This is a genomic window from Collinsella sp. An268, assembly GCF_002159765.1.
In the GTDB taxonomy this organism is placed as follows: Bacteria; Actinomycetota; Coriobacteriia; order Coriobacteriales; family Coriobacteriaceae; genus Coprousia.
This window is the reverse complement of the sequence record NZ_NFJH01000004.1, coordinates 88,414-111,792: the sequence shown is the minus strand read 5'-3', so window position 1 is coordinate 111,792 and position 23,379 is coordinate 88,414. Positions and strand designations below refer to the sequence as shown.

Here is a 23,379-nt window from a genome sequence, read left to right as displayed (position 1 = left end):
GCGCGATGGGGTACGTTCTCGGGGCGGTCATAGGCGTCGCGGCGGGCGTGGCCTGCGTGGTCGCGCTCGGCGGGGTGGCGGGCATCGTCGCCGGCCTCGCCGCCGCGGCCCTCCTCTACCTGGGGGTGGGTCAGCTCCTCAAGCCCGAGCGCAAGCTCGGCGGCGTCATCGCGAGCATGCTGCCCGACGGCGAGGCAGCGACGCGGCGGATCGACGAGGCGCGCGACCTCATGCGCGCCGTGTCCGCGCGGCGCGAGAGGATCTCGGACGCCGCGGTGCTCCGCGAGATCGACGACCTGCTGCGCGACATCGAGGCGCTCGTCGCCTGCGTGGAGGCCCAGCCCTCCACCTACCGCAGGCTCGCGCACTTCCTCTCCACCTACCGCGACCAGTGCGTCCGCATGCTCGACGGCTACCTGGGCGTCGAGCGCCTGAGCACGCCCGAGCTCGTGGCGGGCGCGCGCGAGGACGCCATCGAGGGCCTCTGCGCGCTCTCGGGCGCCGCGCAAGGGGAGCTCGCCCGCGCGACGGGCGCCAAGGCGACGGAGGTCGAGGCCTCGTCCGAGGCCATCCAGCGCCTGATCGAGATGGACGGATACGCGCCCGACGCGCCCGCCGACGCCGCGGCGGCGCCGGCTGCGGGCGACCCGGCGCGGGGGAAGGGGAGACGATGAGACTCTCGAAGGGGAAGATCATAGGCCTTCTGTGCGTGCTCGCGGCCGTGGCCGTGGTGGGCGGCGTGCTCGTCTTCCGGGCGGCGCAGCCCGAGCCCGCGGCCCCCGTGGACCCGGTCGAGGTCACGGGCTATCTGGGTGGCGAGAAGATCTCGCTCTTCGAGGACGAGGAGTTCGGCCGCCTCGCCGCCGAGGCGGGGCTCGACGTGTCCTACCGCAAGGCCGGCTCGCTCGCCATGATGGAGGCCTCCACGGAGGGCATGGACTACCTCTTCCCCTCGTCGCAGGCGGCCGTCGCATACGGCGGGGAGCGGGGAATCGAGACCCTGAGCGAGGAAATCGCGCTCAACTCGCCCATCGTCGTCTACACGTACCGCGACGTGGCGGAGGCGCTCGTGGGCTCCGGCGTCATGTCCCAAGACGGCGACGTCTACCTCCTCGACGTCGACGCGGCCGTGCAGGCGATGCTCGCCAGCAAGACCTGGGCGGACCTCGGCTACACCGCGGGCTACGGTCAGTTCCGCATCGACAGCACCGACCCCGCGCAGTCCAACTCGGGCAACGAGTGGGCGGCGCTCATCGCCAACTCGCTCGCCGGCGGCCAGCCCGCGACCGTGGAGACCGTCGAGCGCGATGCCGCGCAGATCCAGGCGATCTTCCAGAAGTCGGGCTGGATGGAGACGAGCTCCGAGGACTCCTTCCGGCAGTTCCTCACCCTGGGCGAGGGGTCCAAGCCGATGATGGTGGGCTACGAGAGCCAGGTGCTCGACCTCGCCGTGAACGAGCCCGACCTGTTCGCGCAGGTCGCCGACGACCTCGTGGTGGCCTACACGACGCCCACCGTCTGGTCGACCCACGTGGTCATGGCGCTCACGGAGAACGGCGAGCTCCTGAGCGATTTCATAACGTCCGACGAGGTGCAGAGGCTCGCGTGGGAGCGCCACGGGTTCCGCGGCGCCTCGCAGCTGGGCACCGACAGCGCGACGCGCTTCGGGGTCGCGGGCATCGCCGAGCGCGTGCCCGCGGCGGTGGAGCTGCCCGCGCCCGCCGCCATGCAGCGCCTGATAGAGGTCGTGGGCGGCTGACCGCCCGTCGACCGGCAGATACCGACACCGCGTGCAAACGCCAAGCGAGAGGAGTCCGAGATGACCGAACCGAACGAGGTACCGACCGAGGTCGTCGCGCCCGAGGAGGCCGTGCCCGCGGCGCGCATCCCGAGCCTCGCCGACATCGCCGCCTCGCAGGGGGCGACGCTCGCCGCCGCCCCCGCAGCCGCCCCCGCCGAGCCCGAGGCGCCGGCGGTCGCGCTGAGCCCCGAGGACCAGCGGCGGGCGCAGGAGATCGCGCGCACCATCGACTTCACCAAGGCCGGCATCGAGAGCACCTACGCGCGCGACGCGCAGCGCTCGCTCTCCGACTTCGCCGACAACGTGCTCGCCCACACCTCCAACAAGGCGACGGGCGAGGCGGGCGAGCTCCTGCGCGAGCTTCTGGCCGAGGTCGAGGGCGCCGAGCTCTCGGGCATCAAGGAGATCCCCATCATCGGCAAGGTGGTGGTGGGCATCGACAAGCTGCGCCGCACCTACCAGAAGGTCGCCCCGCAGGTGGACGAGGTGGTGGAGAAGCTCGAGCGCGCCCAGGCGCAGATGGTGGCCGACATCGCCATGTACGACACCATGTACGAGCGCAACGTCGAGCAGTACCGCGCCCTCAAGGTCTACATCGCGGCCGGCAAGGACGCCCTCGCCCGCTTCCGCGCCGACGCGCTGCCCGCGCTCGAGGCCGAGGCGGCCTCCTCGGGCGACGCCATGGGCGCCCAGGTGCTCAAGGACTTCAAGGACAAGCTCGACCGCTTCGAGAAGCGCCTCGACGACCTCGACCGCGTGAGCGTGGTGAGCCTGCAGCTCGCGCCGCAGATCAAGCTCCTGCAGAACGCCGACAAGAGCATCTCCGAGAAGATCGACACCACCATCTCGACGACCATCCCTCTCTGGAAGTCCCAGATGGTGATCGCCCTCGGCCTCGCCAACCAGCGCGCGGCCCTCGACCTCCAGAAGAGCGTGGACGACACCACCAACAAGCTCCTGCGCGCGAACGCCGAGGCGCTCCAGCAGGGCGCCGTTGCGGCGGAGGAGACCACGCAGCGCGGCAGCGTGGACATCGAGACGCTCGAGGAGGTCAACCAGCGCCTCATCGACACGCTGCACGAGACGATCCGGATCCAGCAGGAGGGCCGCGCCGCCCGCGCCGACGCCGAGGGGCGCATGCGCCGCATCGAGAGCGACCTCAAGGCGGCGCTCCTGGAGCAGGCGGGCACGCTCTCGTAGGGGATATCGGTGGGCGCGCAGGCGCCGCGCGCGCGTTTTGTGCCACAATGGGCAGCGTGAACCGTACGCGACGTTAGGAGCGCCCATGTCCGACCTTCTGCGCGAGTTCTGCGCCGAGAACTACACCAACGTGCCCGCCGCCATCGAGGCGGGCGCGCGCCGCATCGAGCTCTGCGACAACCTGGCCGTCGGCGGCACGTCGCCCTCGATGGGGGTCATCGAGGCCACGGTCGAGTACGCGCACGCCCGGGGCGCCCGCGTGATGGCGATGGTGCGCCCGCGCGGCGGCGACTTCGTGTACGACGAGGTCGAGGTCCAGATGATGGAGACCGACGCGCGCATCGCGCTCGCCCTCGGGGCGGACGGCATCGTGCTCGGGTGCCTCAAGAGGGACGCCGCGGGCGCGCTCGGGCTCGACGAGGCCGCGCTCGAGCGCATCTGCGCCATCGCCCGCGAGGCCGCCGCGGAGCGCGGCGAGGCCGTGGACATGACCTTCCACATGGCCTTCGACGCGCTGCCCGAGGAGCGCCAGCTCGACGCCATCGATGCGATCGCGGCGCTCGGCTTCACGCGCATCCTCACGCACGGCGGCGTCGCCGGCACGCCCATCGAGGGCAACCTCGACCGCCTCGCCGCCTACATCGAGCGCGCCGCGGGGCGCCTCATCATCCTGCCCGGCGCGGGCATCACGTGGGAGAACGTGGACGCGGTGGCCGAGCGCCTCGGCGTGGGGGAGTGCCACGGCACCAAGATCGTCAAGGTTGCGTAGGGGGCGCGCGTGACCGTCATCAATACGCAGCGTCTCGTCCTGCGCCCCTGGGAAGACGCGGACGCAGAGGCGCTCTTTGCGCTCGCGAGCGATCCGGCGGTGGGGAGCGCTGCGGGGTGGCCCGCCCACGCGAGCGTGGAGGAGAGCCGGGATGTCATCCGCGACGTGCTGCGCGGTAAGGAGAGCTTTGCCGTCTGCCTGCGCGGCACCGGCGAGGCGGGGGAGGCCGCGGGCACGCTCGTGGGCGCTGTCGCCCTCACGGACGCCGCGGCGAGCACGCATGCCGCGGCGGCGGACGAGCGGGAGCTCGGGTATTGGACGGGTCGGCCGTTCTGGGGGCGCGGCTATATGCCCGAGGCCGCCCGCGCCCTCATCGGCCATGCGCGTCGCGCGTGGGGCGTGCGGACGGTCTGGCTCGGGTTCTATGTGGGAAACCGAGCGTCCGCGCGCGTGGCGACGCGCCTGGGCTTTCGCTACGTGCGCTGCGACCGAGGTATCGACGTACCCCTTTTGGGCGAGGTGCGCGACGAGGCCGTCATGCGGCTCGACCTCGCCGCTGCGCCGGCTGAGGAGGAGCTCGCCCGCCGTGTGCGGGAGCTGCTCGCCGGCGACCCCGAGCCGGCGCGCTTCCTGAGCATCACCGAGCCGGTCAAGCTCGGACGCGTGACCGTGCTCGCGGTGGGCGACGACCTCGGCGCGCTCGTGCGCTTCAAGCGCAACGGCGCCTATTTTGCCGCTCCGGTGGACGGCTGCGCGGCCCGCATCATGGCGAGCATGGTGCCCGACGGCGCACTGGTGAGCCTGTGCGATGAGCAGTACCTCGAGGTCTTCGCCCCCGGTGCCGCCTTTGAGGGGCTCGACCCCGGCCGCTATGAGCTCTGGGCGTATGGCGCGGACGCCTCGCCGCTCGCAACGGGCGCCATTGCCCCGCCCGAGGGCTTCACCATCGCTCCCCTCGGGCCGGGGGACATCGATACGGTGGAAGCGCACTACGCGCTGCTCAGCCATGGGGAGATCGAGGACCATCTCGAGCGCGGCTGGATATACGGCGGATTCGATGCCTCCGGGGCGCTCGTCGGGTTCATCGGCGAGCACGACGAGGCGTCGATGGGCATGCTGGAGGTCTTTCCCGAGGCGCGCCGCCGCGGCTATGCGCAAGCGCTCGAGGCGGCCCTCATCGACACGTTTATGGCGGCAGGGCGTATCCCGTACTGCCACGTAGCGCTCGACAACGAGGCGTCGAAGGCACTGCAGCGCAAGTTGGGGCTTCGGCGGATCGACACCGTCCAATGCTGGTTTGGCATGCCGCCGCGCCGTTAGCCGGACCTGCCGCCGAGCCATCTTCGACCGAGGCGGCTCCCGGGGCGCCGCGCGGGGCGAGGTAGAGGCGACGCCCGGGTTGTCCACTCGCGCTGTAGGGATGCGCCGCGAACGGTATAATGGGAGGCGTTCAACTTCTCAGCCCGCCGCAGCGGGCCCTAACAACAAGGACGTCCTCCTATGGCATCGCTCAAAACGAGCCACCGCTGGTCGGTAGCTCCCCAAAACCCCGCGCTCGCCACCGAGCTCGCGCACGCACTCAACATCACTCCGCTCGTCGCCCGCATCATGGTGGCGCACGGTATCGCCTCCGTCGAGGAGGGACGGCGCTTCCTCACCCCCTCGCTCGAGCGCGACTGGGCCGACCCCCTTATCATCCCGGGTATGTACGAGGTCGTCGCGCGGCTCGACCGCGCGCTCGACGCGCACGAGGCAATTGCGGTCTTCGGCGATTTCGACGTGGACGGCATCACCTCGACCTGCCTGCTTACCGAGGCCCTGCGGGCGCTCGGCGGTAACGTCACCCCGTTCATCCCGCATCGCTTCGACGAGGGCTACGGACTCACCGAGGCCGCGCTCGACCGCGTCATCGCCGCCTGCGCGCCCGACGTCATCGTGACGGTGGACAACGGCATCGCCGCCCGCGACGAGGTTGCCTACCTCACGGCGCGCGGCATCGACCTCGTGGTGACCGACCACCATGAGCCCGCCGACATGGTGCCCCGGGGCGTGCCCCTGACCGACCCCAAGCTCGCGGCCGAGGGCCCCTCGCGCGAGCTCGCCGGTGCCGGCGTGGCGCTCAAGCTCGTGCAGGCGCTGGGAGAGCGCCGCGGCGCCCCCGATCTCTGGCGCGGTCTGACCGAGGTGGCGGCGCTCGGCACCGTGTCGGATATGATGCCGCTCACGCCGGAGAACCGCGCGCTCGTGGCAGACGGCATCGCGCACATGCGCGCCACCGCGCGCCCGGGCTTCATCGCGCTGGCGGCGCTCGCCCGCGCGGACCTCGCCACCATCACGGCGGACGGCCTCTCGTTCTCGCTCATCCCGCGCCTCAACGCCGCCGGGCGCATGGCCGACCCCGCCCTCGCGCTCAACCTGCTGCTCGAGCGCGACCCCGTGGAGGCCGGGCGGCTCGCCGCGGAGCTCGAGGCCATCAACCAGGAGCGCCGCGACATCGAGGCCGCGCTCACCGAGGATGCGCTCGCCCGCGTGGGCGAGACGTATGCGGGCGGCCGCGTCATCGTCGTGGGCGGCGAGGGCTGGCACGAGGGTGTCAAGGGTATCGTGGCGAGCCGCATCGTCAACCGCTACCACGTGCCCACGCTGCTTTTCTCCATCGAGGGCGACGTCGCGCGCGGCTCGGGACGCTCGGTGGGCACGGTCAACCTGTTTGAGGCCGTCGAGCGGTGCGCCGACCTCACCACGCGCTTCGGCGGGCACGCGGGCGCGGTGGGCGTCGCGCTGCCCGCGGCAAACCTGCCGGCGCTGCGCGAGCGCCTCGACGAGGTGCTGTCCGAGCTCCCGGAGGAGGCCTTCGAGGACACGGGCGAGATCGCCGCGACGGTGGACCTGGGCGAGCTCACCATCGAGACCATCGAGGAGATCGCGCGCCTCGAGCCCTTCGGCCAGGGCAACCGCGTGCCGCTGCTCGCGGCGACCGGCGTGACTATGGCGGACCGCTCCTGCGTGGGCCGCACGGGCGACCATGTGCGCTTCACGGCGACCGACGGCATCTCGAGTGTGGCGGCCATCATGTTCCGCGCACCAGACGCCGATGCGCTCTGCGCATGCGACAGCGTGGTCGACATCGTCTTCGAGGCGGTGGCCGAGCGCTGGCAGGGCCGCGTCAAGCCCAAGCTCATGGTAAAGGACGTGCTTCGGCACGACGCGGCGGATGCCGAGGGGCCGGCTGGGCCGGTGGGCGCGCCCGTGGCGGCTGCCGTGGACGGCGCCGGTGCCGCCCCCTCGTCGCCCGCCCCGGCCGCAGCGCCGGACGAGCCCGCCGCGATCTTCACGCCCGCCGCCGCGGGGCGCCGGCGCAGGGCGACCCTCGCGGGCCTTTCGTACACCGAGCTCACGCGCTCGCTCATCCACGCCCTCATCGGGGGCAGCTCCCCGCATCCCGCCCAGACAGACGCTCTCGACGCCCTCGGTCGGGGCGAGAGCGCGCTCGCCGTCATGGGGACGGGTCGCGGCAAGTCGCTCGTATTCCAGGTGCACGCCGCCCGCGAGGCCGTCCTCAACGGCCGTGCGAGCATCTTCGTGTACCCCCTGCGCGCCCTCATCGCCGACCAGGCCTTCCATCTGGCGCGCCTTCTGGGTGCGTGGGGCATCGGCGTGGGCGTGCTCACGGGCGATACCCCCCAGCCGACGCGCGCGCAGATCTTCGGCGCGCTCGCCGAGGGCGCGCTCGACATCGTGCTGACGACTCCCGAGTTCCTCTCGATCCACCGCGAGCGCTTCGCCGCCGCCCGGCGTGTGGGCTTTGTCGCCGTGGACGAGGCACACCATATCGCTGCCGCGCCCGCGGGCGAGCGCAGCGCCTATCTCGACCTACCCGAGGTGCTCGCCGCCCTCGGCCGCCCGACGGTGCTCGCCGTCACTGCCACGGCCGATGCAGCGTGCGCGCACCGCATCACCGAGACCCTCGGCACCGCCCGCGCCATCGTGGACGATGCGGACCGACCCAACCTCGACCTCGAGGACGACCGCAACCTGCCCAGTCGCGAGAACCGGCTCGTCTCCATCGTGGCGACGGGCGAGAAGTGCGTCGTGTACGTCAACTCGCGCGAGCAGACGGTCGCGCTCGCCCGCACGCTCCGCCAGCGCGTGCCCGAGCTCGGCGGCGCCATCGCCTTCTACAACGGGGGGCTCGCCCGCGCCGACCGCACGCGGGTGGAGGAGGCGTTCCGCGCGGGCGACCTCACCTGCATCGTGTCGACCTCCGCGTTTGGCGAGGGCGTCAACCTGCCGGACATCCGGCACGTGGTGCTCTACCACATGCCGTTCTCGGCCACGGCCTTCAACCAGATGAGCGGGCGGGCCGGGCGCGACGGGGCGCCCGCCCGGATCCACCTCATGTACTCGGCGCGCGACGCCCGCATCAACGAGCACCTGCTCGAGGCGGCCGCCCCCGAGCGCGGCGAGCTCATCGTCATCTACCGCGCGCTCCAGACCATGTGGCGGAGCCATCGCGGCAGGACGGGCGAGGGGGCCTTCAGCGCGAGCGACCTCGACATCGCGAGCATGTGCCGCGCCATCGACGCGCGCGAGCAGGTGGACGAGCGTGCCGTCGCGAGCGGCATCCGCATCTTCGAGGAGCTCGGCTTCACCCGCGTGACGGGGTTTGAGGATACCCGGCGCATCGAGATGTGCGAGAACCCCGGCCACATGGCGCTCACCGCGTCGACCCGCTACCTCGAGGGCCTGCGCACGCGCTGGGCGTTTACCCAGTTTAGAAGCTGGGCGCTCGATGCGTCCGCTCGTGATATGCTTAGCCGAATAGCCCGTCCCATCACCCCGGCGGGCGGCGAGATCGCGCTCTGAGGAGGTCTGCCATGGATGCTGCCACGCGCGCGGCGCACGACGCGTCGCTCACGTCCTCTGCCCTGATGGTCCACTACACGCATGCCGACGACCTCCCGCCCGAGATCTGCGCCGACGATTACGACGAGCTGGCCGGGCTCTGCCGCAAATACATGAGCGAGGCGGACTGCGCGCTGGTGGAGCACGCCTATTGTTTCGCGGCCGAGAAGCACGCCTCCCAGCGCCGCCGCTCGGGCGAGCCCTACATCAACCATCCCGTCGAGGTCGCCGTCATCTTGGCCGAGCTCAAGATGGACTCCGACGTGGTCTGCGCGGCGCTGCTGCACGATACGGTGGAGGACACCGAGGTCTCGCTGGCCGACGTGCGCGACATCTTTGGCGACACCATCGCGCTTCTGGTGGACGGCGTCACGAAGCTCACCAACATCGAGGTTGACAGCATGGACGAGAAGCAGGCGCTGAACCTGCGCAAGATGTTTCTCGCCATGTCGAAGGACATCCGCGTCATCATCGTCAAGCTCGCCGACCGCCTGCACAACATGCGCACGCTCGCCGCGCTGCGCGAGGACCGCCGCCGCTTCAAGGCGCGCGAGACGATGGACGTGTACGCGCCGCTGGCCGACCGTCTGGGCATGAGCTCCATCAAGTGGGAGCTCGAGGACCTCTCGTTCTTCTATCTCGAGCCCGAGGCCTATCAGCGCATCGCCCGCATGGTGGCCGAGAGCCGCGAGGTGCGTGAGCGCTATCTCGCGGAGACCATCAAGACGCTCACCGACGAGCTCAAAGACGCCGGGCTCGAGGGCTTCCAGATCAACGGGCGCTCGAAGCACTACTGGTCCATCTACCAGAAGATGCGCCGCAAGGGCAAGGAGTTCTCCGAGATCTACGACCTCGTGGCCATGCGCGTCATCTGCCATACGGTGGGCGACTGCTATTCGGCGCTCGGCGCGGTGCACGCGCTCTGGCACCCCATGCCGGGCCGGTTCAAGGACTACATCGCCAACCCCAAGCTCAACAACTACCAGTCGCTCCACACGACGGTCATCGGCCCCACCGCCCGCCCGCTCGAGATCCAGATCCGCACGTACGAGATGCACGAGCAGGCCGAGTACGGCATCGCCGCGCACTGGCTCTACAAGCGCTCGGGCGGCTCCTCGGCCACCAAGTCCGGCGACCAGCAGCGCCTGGACGAGCAGATCAACATGCTCAAGCACACGCTCGACTGGGCGGCGTCCGACGAGATCGACGACCCCAAGGAGTTCCTGCACTCGCTCAAGGTCGATCTCTACGACCAAGAGATCTTCGTTTTCACCCCCAAGGGCGAGATCATGAGCCTGAGGGCGGGGTCGACGCCGCTCGACTTCGCCTACACCATCCATACCGAGGTGGGCAACCACTGCGTGGGCGCCAAGGTCAACGGCGTGGTGGCGCCGCTCACTCACGAGCTCCAGATGGGCGACCGGGTGGAGATTCTCACCAACAAGAACTCCAAGCCCTCGCGCGACTGGCTCTCCATCGTCAAGACGCCCTCGGCCCGCTCGAAGATCCGCCACTACTTCGCCGCCGTCACCAAGGACGACGATGCGGCCGCCGGGCGCGAGATGCTCGCGCGCGACCTGCGCAAGCGCGGCTACGGCATCTCGACCCCGCGTTCCACACGCGCGCTCAACCAGGTGTGCGACGAGCTCAACTACAAGCGGCTCGAGGACCTCTTCGCCGCAGTGGGCGCGGGCAAGCAGACGCCCCGGCTCGTGGGTAACCGCGTGCAGCAGATACTCGACCCCAAGCCGGAGCTGCCGGCGATGGCGGCCACCGCTGTGCCCGTGGCGCCCGCCCGCGGGAGCAACCGCCGGCCGCAGGCGAGCGGCAAGGGCGGCTCGGCCGTGGTGGTCAAGGGCTCGTCCGACTCGGGGCTCCTCGTGCGCCTCGCTCACTGCTGCAACCCCGTTATGGGCGACGACATCGTGGGCTTCATCACGCGCGGCCGCGGCGTGTCGGTGCACCGCGCCGACTGCCCCAACGTCAAGGGCCTGATGGAGCACCCCGAGCGCATGATCGAGGTGGGCTGGGACGCGCGGGCCGACACCGCCTTCCGCGTGGAGATCGTGGCCGAGTGCCTCGACCGTATGGGCCTGCTCAAGGATGTCACCATCGCCATCGGCGAGGCCGGGGCGAACATCCTCTCGGCGGCGACCTCGACCAACCGCGACGGCGTCGCCATCCTGCGCTTCCTGGTCGAGATCTCCGATGCGAGCGGGCTCGACCCGCTGCTCGCGGCGATCAGCCGGGTGGAGAGCGTCTACGACGCGCGCCGCCTGAAGCCGGGCGAGGGCGCGAGCCAGATGAAGCGGATAGGGTAGACCATGCAGCTTGATTTGACGCCCTGCGGTCCGGTCGACATTTCCTATGTGGTGAACGGGCCCATCGAGACCAACACGTACTTTGCGATCTCGGGCGACGAGGCTGTCGTTATCGACCCGGCGTGGGAGGGCGAGGAGCTCGCCCAGAGCTTCGCCGCCGCGCACCCCGGAGTGCGGATCGTCGCCATCGTGTGCACGCACGGGCACGCCGACCACGTGGGCGGTGTGGCGGGTATGCGCCGCACACTTGGGCCCGAGGTGCCCTATCTGCTGCCGGCAGACGACGCCCAGATGCCCGCGGTGAACATCGCGCACCAGCGTAGCGCCTGGGGCATCGAGACCGAGGACCCCGGCGCGCCCGACCGCCTCATCGGCGAGGGTGACACCATCCCCTTCGGCACCGCCGCACTCCAGGTCATCGCCACCCCCGGGCACACGCCGGGCGGGGTCGTGCTCTTCTGCGCTGCCGAGGGCGGTGCGATAGCCTTTGTGGGCGACACGCTCTTCCCGGGGAGCCACGGCCGCACCGACCTCGCCGGTGGCGACGAGCGCGCCATCGTGGCGTCGCTTGCGCGCTTGGGCGAGCTTTTGCCGCGCGAGACGCTCTGTCTCGTGGGGCACGGTCCTTCCACCACGGTCGAGCGCGAGCTCGCCACCAACCCGTTCATGGGCGCCGCCTGGTAGGGTGCGGCGCAGCAGGACGTATGCAAACGCGCGATAGGAGAGGCCATGGCTGACACGCATCACGGTACGGCGTTTCCCGAGGGCTTTCTCTGGGGCGGCGCCACGGCGGCAAACCAGTGCGAGGGCGGTTGGAACGAGGGCGGCAAGGGTCTCTCCGCCGCCGACGTATTTGCGTTTCGCGACCCCAACAACGCTACGAGCGGGGCGGATATCCACGCCAACTGTGACGTGACCGACGCCGATATCGACGAGGCGCTCGCCGCAGACGATGACACGCGCTACCCCAAGCGCCGCGGTGCGGACTTCTACCACCGCTATGCCGAGGACATCGCCCTCTACGCCGAGATGGGCTTCAAGGTCTATCGCATGTCCATCGCCTGGAGCCGCATCTTCCCGCGCGGTGACGAGCAGGAGCCCTGCGAGGAGGGCCTCGCCTTCTACGACCGCGTCTTCGACGAGTGCGCCAAGCACGGCATCGAGCCGCTTGTCACCATGAGCCACTACGAGCCGCCGCTCGCCTTCTGCCGCGAGTACAACGGCTGGTACAACCGCCGCTCCATCGAGTTTTTCTGCCGCTACGTCGACGTGATCACCCGCCGCTACGCCGACAAGGTCAAGTACTGGCTCACTTTCAACGAGGTGGACTCGATTCTGCGCCACCCCTTTATGACCGGCGGCCTCATCGAGAGCCGCTGGACGCCCGAGGAGTTCCCCGCCGTGGTGCGTCAGGCGATGCACCACCAGTTTGTGGCGAGCGCGCGGGCGACCAAGATCTGCCACGAGAACATCCCCGGTTCCAAGGTGGGCTGCATGCTCACCAAGGTGACGTTCTACCCGTATACCTGCAAGCCCGACGACGTTCTCGCCGCGCAGCGGCGCATGCGCGAGACGTACTGTTACGGTGACGTGCAGGTCTTTGGCGCCTACCCGCACTACCTGCTAAACGATTACCAGAACCGCGGGATCGAGATTCACCAGGAGCCGGGCGATGCGCAAGTGATGCGCGAGAACCCGGTTGACTTCGTATCGTTTAGCTACTACATGTCGAGCTGCGCCGCAGGTGACGCCGCGGGTCTCGACGTCACCGAGGCAAACACCACCACGGGCGTCAAGAATCCGTATCTGCCTTCGTCTGAGTGGGGCTGGCAGATCGACCCGGTGGGGCTGCGCGTGTCGCTCATCGACCTCTACGACCGCTACCGCAAACCGCTGTTCATCGTAGAGAACGGCATCGGCGTGCGCGAGGAGCCGGATGACGAGGGCCGCATTCACGACGATTACCGCATCGACTACCTCTCGGCACATCTGGCCGAGGCCAAGAAGGCGATTTTGGAGGACGGCGTCGAGCTTATGGGCTACACCTCGTGGGCGCCGATCGACTTGGTGTCAAACTCCACCAACCAGATGTCCAAGCGCTACGGGTTTGTGTACGTGGATGCCGACGATCACTGCCAAGGCACCTACGACCGTCTGCGCAAGGACAGCTTCTGGTGGTATCAGAAGGTCATCGCCGCCAACGGGGCGGACCTCTCGGCCGAGTAGCACGCTCGCGTCCACCGCTCGGATTACCACTCGCGGAATGGGACGCCTTGCCGCCGAGAGGCCCCCACGCCGTGGTACACTAATAGCGTCTTTGGACAACCCTTAGTTTGGGAGGTTTGTATGCTCGTCAATGCAGCAGAGATGCTCAAGAAGGCGGAGGCCGGCAAGTACGCGCTCGGCGCCTTCAACACCAACAACCTGGAGTGGACGCTCGCCCTTCTCCAGGCCGCTGAGGAGGCCAAGAGCCCGCTGATCATCCAGTGCACCGCCGGTGCCGCCAAGTGGATGGGCGGCTTCAAGGTCTGCGCCGACATGGTCAAGGCCGCCGTCGAGGCGACCGGCGTGACCGTCCCCGTGGCGCTCCACCTCGACCATGGTTCGTATGAGGACTGCTTCAAGGCCATCGAGGCGGGCTTCACCTCCATCATGTACGACGGCTCCCACGAGGAGACCTTCCAGCTCAACCTCGACCGCACCAAGGAGCTCGTGGAGCTCGCCCATGCCAAGGGCCTCTCCATCGAGGCTGAGGTCGGCGGCATCGGCGGCACCGAGGACGGCGTGACCTCCTCCGGCGAGCTCGCCGATCCGGCCGAGTGCAAGCAGATCGCCGATCTGGGCGTCGACTTCCTCGCCTGCGGCATCGGCAACATCCACGGCGTGTACCCCGAGGATTGGGCCGGCCTTTCGTTCGAGCGCCTCGGCGAGATCAAGGAGCAGGTCGGCGACCTGCCGCTCGTCCTCCACGGCGGCTCGGGCATCCCGGTGGACCAGATCCAGAAGGCCATCTCGCTCGGCGTCTCCAAGATCAACGTCAACACCGACCTCCAGCTCGTGTTTGCGGCCGCTACCCGCAAGTACGTCGAGGCGGGCAAGGATCTCGAGGGCAAGGGCTTCGACCCGCGCAAGCTCTTGAAGCCCGGTCGCGACGCCATCGTCGAGAAGACCAAGGCCCTCATGGAGGAGTTCGGCTCCGTCAACAAGGCGTAAGGTCTGACTGAAACCCTCGGTGGAATCCCCCGAGAGTTCCCACGCGAACGTCCTCGGCCTTTGGCCTGCGGAATGTTCGCTTAGGGAATCTCTCGGGGGATTCCCGCGTTTCAGGAGACCGGTTGCGGTAGGCTAGAAAAGACGCTGCCTGCGAAGGAAGCCCTGCGGGGTCCTTCTGTGTTGCGGGCGACGGCGTTATGAGTGAGAGGGGAGAGGCTGCTGTGGCGGTTGAGACGGTTTATCCCGAGGCGGGCGAGCTTGTCTGCGAGGGACCGGTGGGGTGCACCGATGAGGTGTCCAACGACGATTTCCGCTATCTCGATATCGGGCTTCCGCCCGAGATCGCGCGCCTAAAGGCGGCCGGACACCTTACCGAGGCTCGCGATGCGTGCACGCGCCTGCTTGAGGCGGGCTGCGAGCGCGAACTGGCGGCGTGCCTGCGCGCCGAGCGCCACCGCATGGGCCGCCTTGCCGAGGACTTCTGCGTGCCGCGCGCCTCGGCCATCGCCCAGATCCGCCGCGAGTGGCCCGACTTTACCGAGCAGGCCTTCGACGACCTTATCGCCCGCGGCCGCATCGACTGGCGCTACGTAGACGGCGAGCTCTGCGTACTCGGAAACTTCCTCGATTCGCTGCGTGTCTACCCCGCCGAGGTGCCCGGCCTCGCACCCGAGCCGCCGCTCGACACCGCTACGCGCGACCGCATGCTCGCTTCCATGCGCGCGGAGGGTGCTGCCGAGCGCGAGATAACGCTTCGCGCAATCCTCGAGGTGCCCGCAGCACTGCCGTGCGAGACCGTTCGCGCCTGGTTGCCGCTTCCCGCTGCTTGCGCACTGCAGGGCGACATCGAGATTCTCGACGCCACGCCCGGCGCACGCATCGCGCCCGCGACCGCACCGGCGCGCACGGCCTTCTGGGAGTCCGATACCCTTCGTTCGTTCACGGTCACCTACCGCTACCGCGCCCGTGCCCCCTACGTTGACGCCTGGGCGGGCGACGTGCGACAAACGGAGCGCATCGGTAGCGACCCCGAGCCCACGCCCGAGGACCTCGCCGAGTTCCGCCCGCACATCGCGTTCACGCCCTATCTGCGTGCGCTCGCCGCGTCGCTCGTGGAGGGCATCGACCGTCCGCTCGACCGGGCGCGCGCCATCTACGACTACGTGACCCGCCACGTCGACTACCGCTACCAGCCGGCCTATGCGCAGCTCGATGCCATCGCCGACGCCTGCGCCAAGTCGCGGCGCGCCGACTGCGGCATCTTTGCCCTCACGTTCATCACGCTCTGTCGCATCGCCGGGGTGCCGGCGCGGTGGGAAAGCGGGCTCTACGTTGCCTCCGACCACGTGGGGCCGCATGACTGGGCGCGCTTCTACACGCCGGAGACCGGATGGCTCTGGGCGGACTGCTCGTTTGGCTCGTCGGCCCGCCGCGCCGGTGACGAGGCCCGGCGGCGCCATCACTTCGGCAACCTCGACCCGTGGCGCATGGTCGCCAACCGCGCGTTTCAAGCGGAGCTCACCCCGCCGGCCGACGGTGTGCGCTGGGACCCGTACGACAACCAGATGGGGGAGGCGAGCGTCGACGGCCGCGGGCTCGACGCGTGCGAGATGCGCCGCTCGATCGCCCTCGTCGAGATGCGCGCGGTTTGACGCCCGGGAAAGCGCGACGGGTGTGGTACTATAGTTCGCGCAATGCCTGAGTGGCGGAATTGGCAGACGCAGTGGACTCAAAATCCACCGATGGCGACATCGTGAGAGTTCGAGTCTCTCCTCAGGCACCACGCAATCCCAAGGGCCCTCCGGGGCCCTTTTGCGTGAGGTCGGCCGTGGCTAACCATGGTCGGATAATGGTTACAAAATAGGTAACGTATTCTCGCCGGCGCTGTCCGCCCGATGTGCTAAGCTATGCCACGCACCCCAAGAGGGCCCGCAAGGGAGGGGTGCGCATCGTCTGGTACCTGCAACCAAAGGAGTTCAACATGAAGTTCGTGTGCCCCGTCTGCGGTTACGTCGAGGAGTTCGACGGCGAGGAGCTCCCCGCCGATTTCAAGTGCCCCCAGTGCGGCGTTTCCGGCGACCGCTTCATCAAGCAGTCTGAGACCGAGATGAGCTGGGCTGCCGAGCACGTCGTCGGCGTCGGCAAGCTGCCCGAGGTCTCCGAGGACATCGTGGCCGACCTCCGCGCCAACTTCGAGGGCGAGTGCTCCGAGGTCGGTATGTACCTCGCCATGGCTCGCGTCGCCCACCGCGAGGGCTATCCCGAGATCGGCCTCTACTGGGAGAAGGCCGCCTACGAGGAGGCCGAGCACGCCGCCAAGTTTGCCGAGCTCCTCGGTGAGGTCGTGACCGACTCCACCAAGAAGAACCTCGAGATGCGTGTTGAGGCCGAGAACGGCGCCACCGCCGGCAAGACCGACCTCGCCAAGCGCGCCAAGGCCGCCGGCCTCGACGCCATCCACGACACTGTGCACGAGATGGCGCGCGACGAGGCCCGTCACGGCCGTGCCTTCAAGGGCCTGCTCGACCGTTACTTCGGCTAAGGGCAGGCGGGACGTCTGCGTCCCTCGCACATAACCGTGCCCAACGTTGCAGGGCGCGCCCCGGTTCATCCGGTGCGCGCCCTGCTTGCGTTTGGAGGCCTGTGTCGGCGCGGAGCGCCTTGAGAAGCAGCCGGCTACTGCGCGGAGCTCACGTAGCTCTCGTCGATGGTGATGACGCAGCGGCAGCGCGGGTAGTGGTCGCGTACGATCTGGTCGATGCGGCGCTTGAGCTGGCTCGCGGGCATGGCGAGGTCCTGCGGGCGCACGCAGTCGAAGATGACGTTCGTGTGCGTGGGACCGACCACGGTGCGCAGGTCGTGGATGGAGAGGCGCGGGTCGATGATCTTCACGGCCTGGTTGATCCAGTTGCGCATGTCGTTCACGGCCGGGTCGTCGGTGACGATGGGGTCGTAGTGGAGCGTCACGATCATGCGGTCGTCGGTCTTGAAGTCCTGCTCGATGTTGTCGATCAGGTCGTGGCTCTCGAGCGGGTCGGCCTCAGCGGCCATCTCCACGTGCGCGCTCGCAAACTGCCGCCCGGGGCCGTAGTCGTGCACCATGAGGTCGTGCGTGCCGAGGACGCCGGGGTAGCTCATGATCTTGGTGCGGATATGGTCCACCAGCTCAGGCGACGGCGCCTGCCCCAGCAGCGGGTCCACCGTCTCGCGCACGAGCCCGATGCCGCTCCAGAGGATAAAGAGGCCGACGGCGCAGCCGACCCAGCCGTCGAGGTCGAGACCCGTCAGGTGGGCGATGACGGCGGAGGCGAGCACGGCGCCCGTCGAGATGACGTCGTTGCGCGAGTCGACGGCCGTGGCCTCGAGGGTCTCGGAGCCGATGCGCCGCCCGATGGTCCGGTTGAAGACGGCCATCCAGAGCTTGACGGCGATGGAGAGCGCGAGTACGACGACGAGTGCGCCGGAGAACTCGACCGGGGTGGGGGAGATGATCTTCTCGATGGACGACTTTACGAGTTCGAAGCCGATGGCAAGCACCAGCGCCGCCACGATGAGGCCGGACAGGTACTCGTAGCGCCCGTGCCCGTAGGGGTGCTCGGGGTCGGCCGGGCGACTCGCCAACTTGAAGCCGAGCAGGCTGATGACGTTCGATGAGGCGTCGGAGAGGTTGTTGACGGCGTCTGCCACGATGGAGACGGAGCCGGCTATAAGGCCGACGGCGCCCTTGGCTAGGCAGAGCGCCACGTTGCAGATGATGCCGACGGTGCCGGCAAACTGCCCGTAGCGCGTGCGCACGGCGGGGTCTTGGACGTTGTCGGCGCCTGCGACGAAGCGCCGGATGAGCCAATCGATCATAGGGGTCCCTCCTTGGGAGCAAGGTGCCATGCTACGATAGTTGACTGGCGGCTCGTGTTCAAGGGCCGCATGGGGAGACGTTTTCATGGTGCTGAGAGGTTTGCGACGCCGTATGCTGCGGATACCTCCAGCCGTTGCGGGATAAGGGGATGCGCATGGGTTTCGGTTTTGTGGCGACGCAGATCCTCGCGGTCTCGCTGCCCATCCTGTTGGGCTGGGCGCTTAACAAATTGGGCATCATCGGCGGCGACCTCGATAACCGCCTTTCGACGCTCGTCCTCAACGTCGCCCTGCCGTGTTCGATCCTCGCCTCTATCGATGGGGCGGAGGCCCTGCCCGACGCCGGCACGCTCGCCCTCCTTATGCTCGCGACCGGTGTCACCTATGTCATCGCGATCGCGGTCGCGCTCGTGATGGCGTTTCTGCTGCGCGACACCGAGGATGCCCGCGTCTCGTACCGGTTTGCCATCGCCTTCGGCAATTGCGGTTTCATCGGGCTTCCGGTGGTGGGCGCAATTCTGGGTGCCGAAGCGGTGCTCTATGCGGCCATCGCCCTCATTCCCGCCAACGTCATCCTGTTTGCGGTGGGCCCTCTCTTCTTCATCGACGCCACGGCCGATGCGGGCCGTCCCGCCGATCGCCTGCGCGGCGTGCTCGCCTCGCTCAAGACCCCCACGCTCGCCGCAAGCGTGGCGGTGCTCGTGCTTGCGCTCGCGGGTGTGAACCGGCTGGGCGTTGCGGGTCAGGCGCTCGGCATCGTGGGGCAGATGGCCACTCCGCTCGCCCTGCTCATCACCGGCTCATCGATGGCGCATTACCGACCGCTCGAGATGCTCGGCAACCCGCGCGCCTACGTGGCCGCCGCAGGCCGTCTTCTCATCGTGCCCCTCGCGAGCCTCATTGCGGTCAACCTGTTTCCCCTGTCTGCTTTTCTGCGTGCCGTCATCGTGCTCGACGGCGCCATGCCCGTCGCTACGTTGGGCGCGCTCTACTGCCTCAAGAGCGGCCGCGACACCAAGCCCATGATGCAGGTGACGTTTCTCTCGGTTGTGTTCTCGGTGGTGACGATCCCGCTCGTATCGCTAGTGCTGTAGGACGCGGAAAACCGCACGCTCTCGCGCCGGCGCCTGGCCGCGTCCATGATCTGCTGCGCATTCCAGAGGTTTCCATGTCCTCGGTGGGCGGTTTGGGCGTCGTTGAGCGAAACGGGGCGGGTGTTTTCGCCCAACGAGGGGTGACATGTTCGGCCAACGGTAACAAACTGGGCTGGCTTCCCTCTCAAAAGAGGGGGTTATTCATTCTAGTGCCTACTTTAGCGGCATCTCTCAAAGTAGCCGGTTTTTCCACACTTCGCATTTGCCGAGGTAGACGGCTTGGACGATGACGATGACGGCGCGTTGCTACTTGGCGGGACCTGCGTAAAGTAGGCACTAGAATTACTAACCCCCTCCTCATGGGTACGGTTGCGCTCGCAAACCCCTCGTCGCGCGTTCGCATTCCGGTCCATTACGCACGCATAAACACGAGGACCTCGCTGGAGGCGGGCGTGCGCGGTGCGGCGGCCGTGGCGGAGAGCTCGGGGTCGAAGCGATAGCCTATATCGAAACCCTTGAGCTCGCGGGCATCCTCGATGTGGTGCTCAGCCATCCAACGTACCATCGACCCGCGTGCGATTTTGCTTGCCGTTGCGCGCTGGACCGGTTTGCCGGCACGGAGATCCTCGCCAAAGATGCAGGTTACGACACGGTCGGTCGCGCGCAGGTGGGGTAGCACGGCGCGGGCGTATTCCGCGCTGGCGAGGTTTACGACAGTGCAGCCCGCATCGGAGGCCGACGGCTGTCCGTCAGATCCCGCGTCCGACGGCGCGATCGCTCGCGCAAGCTTATCGCTCCAGAACCCGTAGAGGTCGCGCGCGCCGTCGACGGCGAGCTTGGCCCCCATCTCGAGCCGATAGGGTTCTACGGCATCGAAGGGCCGCACGCAGCCGTAGAGCGCGGAGAGTATCCACAGGTGGTCCTGAATCCAGTCGAGCGCGCCGAGGTCCATAACCTCAGGCGCCATGCTGCGGTATTGAATGCCCACGTAGGAGAAGACGGCAGCAGAGGCGACTGCGGCGACGGCGGGCTCGTCGAGCGCGCGCTCGTCCGCTACGGGGATAAAGGCGTGCAGCCGCTCGATGTTCTCGGCGAGAAGCTTGTCGTTCACGTTCCAGAGCGCCTTGAGGCCGGCTGCCCCCGTCTTGCGCTCGATGGCGCACAGTGCACGCCACAGCCGCTCCGTCTCGGTGGGATACGGGGGAATCCCTTTAGGGGAGAACGCATCGCGCGCGATGCGCATCTGCTTCGCGGGGGAGATGATGACCTCGAGCACGGTGACCTCCAACGGTTGCGCCTCCGGGGCGACTACCTTGTATCGTAGCCGAATGCATGTGGTCCGGTTAAAAAGACAGGGCCCACCGGCGTAGCGGAGCGAGCAGCGCGCGGCGGATCGTCCGTTTGTGCCGATGGGCCCAGATTCAAAGAGGTTGCGTTCGCTACGCGCGCTTGATGAAGGCCTGGTAGCCCTTGTAGGCCTCGTAGACGTCGGCCTTGTTGGAGACCTCCCACAGCGAATGCATCGAGAGCACCGCCACGCCGGCGTCGATGACGTCCATGCCGTACTCGGCGAGGATGTAGGCGATGGTGCCGCCGCCGCCCGCACCGATGCGCCCGAGCTCGCAGGTCTGGAAGGCGACGCCTGCCTCGTCCATGATGTCGCGCACGAGCGCCATGTACTCGGCATCGGCGTCGTTGGAGCCGCTCTTGCCGCGCGCGCCGGTGTACTTGTTGAAGCACAGGCCGTGACCCATGAAGGCGGCGTTCTTCTTCTCGAAGCGGTCGGCGTAGAGCTGGTCGAAGCCGGCAGAGACGTCCGAGCTCAGCATGCGTGAGCTGGCGAGGCAGCGGCGCAGCGCCAGGCTCCCGCCCTCACCCGCGAGCTCCAGCACCTCGGCCATGGTGTTCTCAAAGAAGCGGCTCGTCATGCCGGAGGCGCCCACCGAGCCGATCTCCTCCTTGTCCACGAGCAGCGTGACGGAGGTGCGCTCGACCTCGGGCACCGCGAGCTGCGCGGCGAGCGAGGTATAGGCGCACACGCGGTCGTCCTGCCCGTAACCCAGGATCATCGAGCGGTCGAAGCCCATCTCGCGTGCGGCGCCGGCAGGCACGATCTCGATCTCGGCCGAGAGGAAGTCCTCCTCGGCGATGGCGTACTTCTCGGCGAGGATATCGAGCAGCAGCTGCTTGACGGGCTCCTTGGACTCGCCGTCCTTGGCCTCGTCGATCACGACGGGGCGCCCGCCCACGATCACGTCGAGGTTCTCATGGTCGACCGCCTCGCCCGCGGGTTTCTTCATCTGGTCGCTCGCAAGGTGGATGAGCAGGTCGGACACGCAGAACACGGGGTCGTCGGCGTTCTCTCCCACGCAGACGTCCACGGTCGTGCCGTCCTTCTTGCACACCACGCCGTGGATGGCGAGCGGGGTGGCGACCCAGTGGTAGGCCTTCACGCCGCCGTAGTAATGGGTGTCCAGATAGGCCATGTCGCCGGCCTCGTAGAGCGGGTTCTGCTTGAGGTCGAGGCGCGGGCTGTCGATGTGCGCGCCGAGGATGTTCACGCCCTCCTCGAGCGGCTTGGTGCCGAGGTTCACGAGCATGAGGGTCTTGTTGTGGCTCACGGCGTAGATCTTGTCGCCGGCGGTGAGGGCGCGGCCGAGTGCCGCCGCCTCGTCGAGCGAGATGTAGCCTGCCTCGCGGGCCATGGCGACGCTGGTGCGCACGCACTCGCGCTCGGTCTTGTTCTCGGAGATGAAGGTGCGGTAGTTGCCGCAGAGCTCCTCGAGCTGAGCGAGCTCGGTGTCGTTGTAGGACTTCCAGGCGCAGGGACGCTCCATAGATGGATCCTTTCTTGTTGCGGATAGGTGCAGACGCCATGGTAGCACGACGGCAGGGACGCGGCAGCATACGTGTGCTGGTTTGAGGTGGCCAGCATAGATGCCCGTATGGGCAACGTCTTGTCAGCGGTAGAAGCGCGGCGTCTCGGCTCCGAAGGCGTTCGCCCACGCCTCGCAGATGAGTCCGTGGTTGTACGCGATAAAGGTCGCCAGTTTCCGAAGTTCTCTCACAGGAAGGTTGCTTCCGTTGCTCGCTAGGATGCAGCCACCATCTGCCGTCAGCCAGAATTTTGTGGCATGTTCCGTCGGCCTACGAATGGCGACGTGGATATGGACGGCTCATCTGATTCGCAAAGCCAGAAGAATAGGACGTAGCGTCCAAGCGTAAGGATGGTGGGCATCAGGCGGCTCTCCATCCACTATTTGGGTCGTTCGCAAATTCAAAGATCAGCGGGGCATTGTTGCGCAAAAACAATTCGAAGCCTGCGAGGTCCTTATCGGAGAAGCCGTCGATATCAAACCAACGATATGCGGGCATCAGGCAGCGGGCACTATCAAAGCCCCAGTCGCGGGGCCGCTCGATGGCAATTTCTACCGTTTGGTCTTCGCGTATATCGCTGTATGCGATGACCGTTTCATCGGGGAATTGGGCATACGGGCGTAGCACTGTTACCTCCAGCATTTGGCTTCCGTATCATCCATTTTACCCATGAAGGGTGTGTCCATGAGGTGCTAAGGGGACCAGTCGCCCAGTTATGTGCTCTCCTCGCGCGGGTGGAATATCGATTGAGCGCCCGCAAGCTTTTCAACAGCATGAGTGAGGCGGATGTGCGTTATGACGCTGTCGACAGCTACGAGAGCTTGCTCGAGCTGGTGAGGGGTTAGCGTTTGGGGACGAACGGCTGGCTCGCGGAAAACGGCGCTCATGATCCAAGGGCGTGCCGCTTAGAATGATGGAGTAGTTCGACGAGGGGAGGGCTGCCCGTGGGCTGCATCGAGGCGCCGAGCTTATATACCGTTCGCACGTATGACTCCTGGGCAAGCGAGCGGAGCCTGAAGCGGGCCTTGGAGGACGTTTCCCCCACAAGGCGCGCGCAAGCCGTGCGCGCCGAGGACCGCCGCGGTCTGCCCGGGCGCCTGCCCGATGCGTACCGCGCCGAGCTCATGGAGGCTGCCCGTGGGCATCTTCCGCTGGGCGGCAGCGTCTCTCGCTCCGCCCTCCGCAAGCACTTGGTGCCCATCGAGGACCAGGTCTCCTCGCAGAGCTACTACGCTCTTTGGGACGGGCGTGTGGCGGAGGGGGCGCTCCAGGCGGCGGCGTACCAGATACCCGCGTCCCACATGATGAGGGGGTTGTGATGGCAACAAGGGTACGGAGGCGCGG

General features: G+C 67.9%; 18 protein-coding genes and 1 tRNA gene. 15 read left to right on the top strand and 4 right to left on the bottom strand.

Annotation, left to right across the window (positions count from 1 at the left end; all coding sequences use genetic code 11):
• Positions 1 to 5 precede the first annotated feature (5 nt).
• From B5F70_RS04590 to B5F70_RS04525, 13 genes are all read left to right on the top strand, one after another.
• Positions 6 to 674, top strand: coding sequence for a hypothetical protein (locus B5F70_RS04590; RefSeq protein ID WP_087204386.1), 669 nt, complete (start codon positions 6 to 8; stop codon positions 672 to 674).
• The gene (locus tag B5F70_RS10595) at positions 671 to 1,759 is read left to right on the top strand and encodes a substrate-binding domain-containing protein (protein WP_158094928.1); all 1,089 of its coding nucleotides are present in this window, start codon (positions 671 to 673) and stop codon (positions 1,757 to 1,759) included. The genes B5F70_RS04590 and B5F70_RS10595 overlap by 4 nt, the downstream gene beginning before the upstream one ends.
• Before the next feature lie 60 nt (positions 1,760 to 1,819).
• On the top strand, positions 1,820 to 3,001 hold the full coding sequence (locus tag B5F70_RS04575; RefSeq protein ID WP_143753920.1) for a toxic anion resistance protein: 1,182 nt from the start codon (positions 1,820 to 1,822) through the stop codon (positions 2,999 to 3,001).
• Positions 3,002 to 3,086: 85 nt separating this feature from the next.
• Positions 3,087 to 3,770 carry a copper homeostasis protein CutC gene (locus B5F70_RS04570; protein WP_087204384.1) on the top strand — a complete coding sequence of 228 codons (684 nt, stop codon included), beginning with the start codon at positions 3,087 to 3,089 and terminating at the stop codon, positions 3,768 to 3,770.
• A 9-nt stretch (positions 3,771 to 3,779) separates the two neighbouring features.
• The gene (locus tag B5F70_RS04565; protein ID WP_087204383.1) at positions 3,780 to 5,090 is read left to right on the top strand and encodes a GNAT family N-acetyltransferase; all 1,311 of its coding nucleotides are present in this window, start codon (positions 3,780 to 3,782) and stop codon (positions 5,088 to 5,090) included.
• Positions 5,091 to 5,270: 180 nt separating this feature from the next.
• Positions 5,271 to 8,636, top strand: a complete 3,366-nt coding sequence (gene recJ, locus B5F70_RS04560) for a single-stranded-DNA-specific exonuclease RecJ (protein WP_087204382.1) — start codon at positions 5,271 to 5,273, stop codon at positions 8,634 to 8,636.
• An 11-nt stretch (positions 8,637 to 8,647) separates the two neighbouring features.
• Positions 8,648 to 10,996, top strand: a complete 2,349-nt coding sequence (locus tag B5F70_RS04555) for a bifunctional (p)ppGpp synthetase/guanosine-3',5'-bis(diphosphate) 3'-pyrophosphohydrolase (RefSeq protein ID WP_087204381.1) — start codon at positions 8,648 to 8,650, stop codon at positions 10,994 to 10,996.
• A 3-nt stretch (positions 10,997 to 10,999) separates the two neighbouring features.
• Positions 11,000 to 11,680: an MBL fold metallo-hydrolase gene (locus B5F70_RS04550; RefSeq protein ID WP_087204380.1), complete on the top strand. Its 681-nt coding sequence runs from the start codon at positions 11,000 to 11,002 to the stop codon at positions 11,678 to 11,680.
• Positions 11,681 to 11,725: 45 nt separating this feature from the next.
• Entirely contained in the window at positions 11,726 to 13,222 is a 1,497-nt protein-coding gene (locus B5F70_RS04545; protein ID WP_087204379.1) for a family 1 glycosylhydrolase, read from the top strand.
• A 120-nt stretch (positions 13,223 to 13,342) separates the two neighbouring features.
• The gene (gene fba / locus B5F70_RS04540; RefSeq protein WP_087204378.1) at positions 13,343 to 14,209 is read left to right on the top strand and encodes a class II fructose-1,6-bisphosphate aldolase; all 867 of its coding nucleotides are present in this window, start codon (positions 13,343 to 13,345) and stop codon (positions 14,207 to 14,209) included.
• A 221-nt stretch (positions 14,210 to 14,430) separates the two neighbouring features.
• Positions 14,431 to 15,861, top strand: coding sequence for a transglutaminase-like domain-containing protein (locus B5F70_RS04535; RefSeq protein ID WP_087204377.1), 1,431 nt, complete (start codon positions 14,431 to 14,433; stop codon positions 15,859 to 15,861).
• 44 nt (positions 15,862 to 15,905) lie between these two features.
• A tRNA-Leu gene (locus tag B5F70_RS04530) sits at positions 15,906 to 15,992 on the top strand.
• Between the two features lie 198 nt (positions 15,993 to 16,190).
• A complete protein-coding gene (locus B5F70_RS04525; RefSeq protein ID WP_087204376.1) occupies positions 16,191 to 16,751 on the top strand; it encodes a ferritin family protein in 561 nt (186 codons plus the stop codon).
• Between the two features lie 134 nt (positions 16,752 to 16,885).
• Here B5F70_RS04525 and B5F70_RS04520 read toward each other — a convergent pair whose 3' ends face one another.
• Positions 16,886 to 18,064, bottom strand: coding sequence for a cation diffusion facilitator family transporter (locus tag B5F70_RS04520; RefSeq protein WP_087204375.1), 1,179 nt, complete (start codon positions 18,062 to 18,064; stop codon positions 16,886 to 16,888).
• A 155-nt stretch (positions 18,065 to 18,219) separates the two neighbouring features.
• On the opposite strand from B5F70_RS04520, the gene B5F70_RS04515 reads away from it, so the two are divergent.
• Complete coding sequence (locus tag B5F70_RS04515) at positions 18,220 to 19,158, top strand: AEC family transporter (RefSeq protein WP_158094927.1); 939 nt, start codon at positions 18,220 to 18,222, stop codon at positions 19,156 to 19,158.
• Between the two features lie 412 nt (positions 19,159 to 19,570).
• Here B5F70_RS04515 and B5F70_RS04510 read toward each other — a convergent pair whose 3' ends face one another.
• The 3 genes from B5F70_RS04510 to B5F70_RS04495 all read right to left on the bottom strand — a co-directional run bounded on the left by B5F70_RS04510 (position 19,571) and on the right by B5F70_RS04495 (position 22,677).
• Positions 19,571 to 20,446: a YaaA family protein gene (locus B5F70_RS04510; RefSeq protein WP_275052097.1), complete on the bottom strand. Its 876-nt coding sequence runs from the start codon at positions 20,444 to 20,446 to the stop codon at positions 19,571 to 19,573.
• Between the two features lie 151 nt (positions 20,447 to 20,597).
• Complete coding sequence (locus B5F70_RS04505) at positions 20,598 to 21,995, bottom strand: aminopeptidase (protein WP_087204373.1); 1,398 nt, start codon at positions 21,993 to 21,995, stop codon at positions 20,598 to 20,600.
• A gap of 400 nt (positions 21,996 to 22,395) precedes the next feature.
• Positions 22,396 to 22,677: a hypothetical protein gene (locus B5F70_RS04495; RefSeq protein ID WP_087204371.1), complete on the bottom strand. Its 282-nt coding sequence runs from the start codon at positions 22,675 to 22,677 to the stop codon at positions 22,396 to 22,398.
• A gap of 302 nt (positions 22,678 to 22,979) precedes the next feature.
• On the opposite strand from B5F70_RS04495, the gene B5F70_RS04490 reads away from it, so the two are divergent.
• Positions 22,980 to 23,354: a hypothetical protein gene (locus tag B5F70_RS04490; protein ID WP_087204370.1), complete on the top strand. Its 375-nt coding sequence runs from the start codon at positions 22,980 to 22,982 to the stop codon at positions 23,352 to 23,354.
• The last annotated feature ends 25 nt before the right edge of the window (positions 23,355 to 23,379 follow it).

What these genes read in the sequence shown, in the direction of transcription:
- B5F70_RS10595 (WP_158094928.1), top strand. Translation starts at nt 671, where the DNA reads ATGAGACTCTCGAAGGGGAAGATCATAGGCCTTCTGTGCGTGCTCGCG.
- B5F70_RS04555 (WP_087204381.1), top strand. Translation starts at nt 8,648, where the DNA reads ATGGATGCTGCCACGCGCGCGGCGCACGACGCGTCGCTCACGTCCTCT.
- B5F70_RS04545 (WP_087204379.1), top strand. Translation starts at nt 11,726, where the DNA reads ATGGCTGACACGCATCACGGTACGGCGTTTCCCGAGGGCTTTCTCTGG.
- B5F70_RS04515 (WP_158094927.1), top strand. Translation starts at nt 18,220, where the DNA reads ATGGGTTTCGGTTTTGTGGCGACGCAGATCCTCGCGGTCTCGCTGCCC.
- B5F70_RS04495 (WP_087204371.1), bottom strand. Translation starts at nt 22,677, where the DNA reads ATGCTGGAGGTAACAGTGCTACGCCCGTATGCCCAATTCCCCGATGAA.
- B5F70_RS04525 (WP_087204376.1), top strand. Translation starts at nt 16,191, where the DNA reads ATGAAGTTCGTGTGCCCCGTCTGCGGTTACGTCGAGGAGTTCGACGGC.
- fba (WP_087204378.1), top strand. Translation starts at nt 13,343, where the DNA reads ATGCTCGTCAATGCAGCAGAGATGCTCAAGAAGGCGGAGGCCGGCAAG.
- B5F70_RS04505 (WP_087204373.1), bottom strand. Translation starts at nt 21,995, where the DNA reads ATGGAGCGTCCCTGCGCCTGGAAGTCCTACAACGACACCGAGCTCGCT.
- B5F70_RS04550 (WP_087204380.1), top strand. Translation starts at nt 11,000, where the DNA reads ATGCAGCTTGATTTGACGCCCTGCGGTCCGGTCGACATTTCCTATGTG.
- B5F70_RS04520 (WP_087204375.1), bottom strand. Translation starts at nt 18,064, where the DNA reads ATGATCGATTGGCTCATCCGGCGCTTCGTCGCAGGCGCCGACAACGTC.
- B5F70_RS04575 (WP_143753920.1), top strand. Translation starts at nt 1,820, where the DNA reads ATGACCGAACCGAACGAGGTACCGACCGAGGTCGTCGCGCCCGAGGAG.
- recJ (WP_087204382.1), top strand. Translation starts at nt 5,271, where the DNA reads ATGGCATCGCTCAAAACGAGCCACCGCTGGTCGGTAGCTCCCCAAAAC.
- B5F70_RS04570 (WP_087204384.1), top strand. Translation starts at nt 3,087, where the DNA reads ATGTCCGACCTTCTGCGCGAGTTCTGCGCCGAGAACTACACCAACGTG.
- B5F70_RS04590 (WP_087204386.1), top strand. Translation starts at nt 6, where the DNA reads ATGGGGTACGTTCTCGGGGCGGTCATAGGCGTCGCGGCGGGCGTGGCC.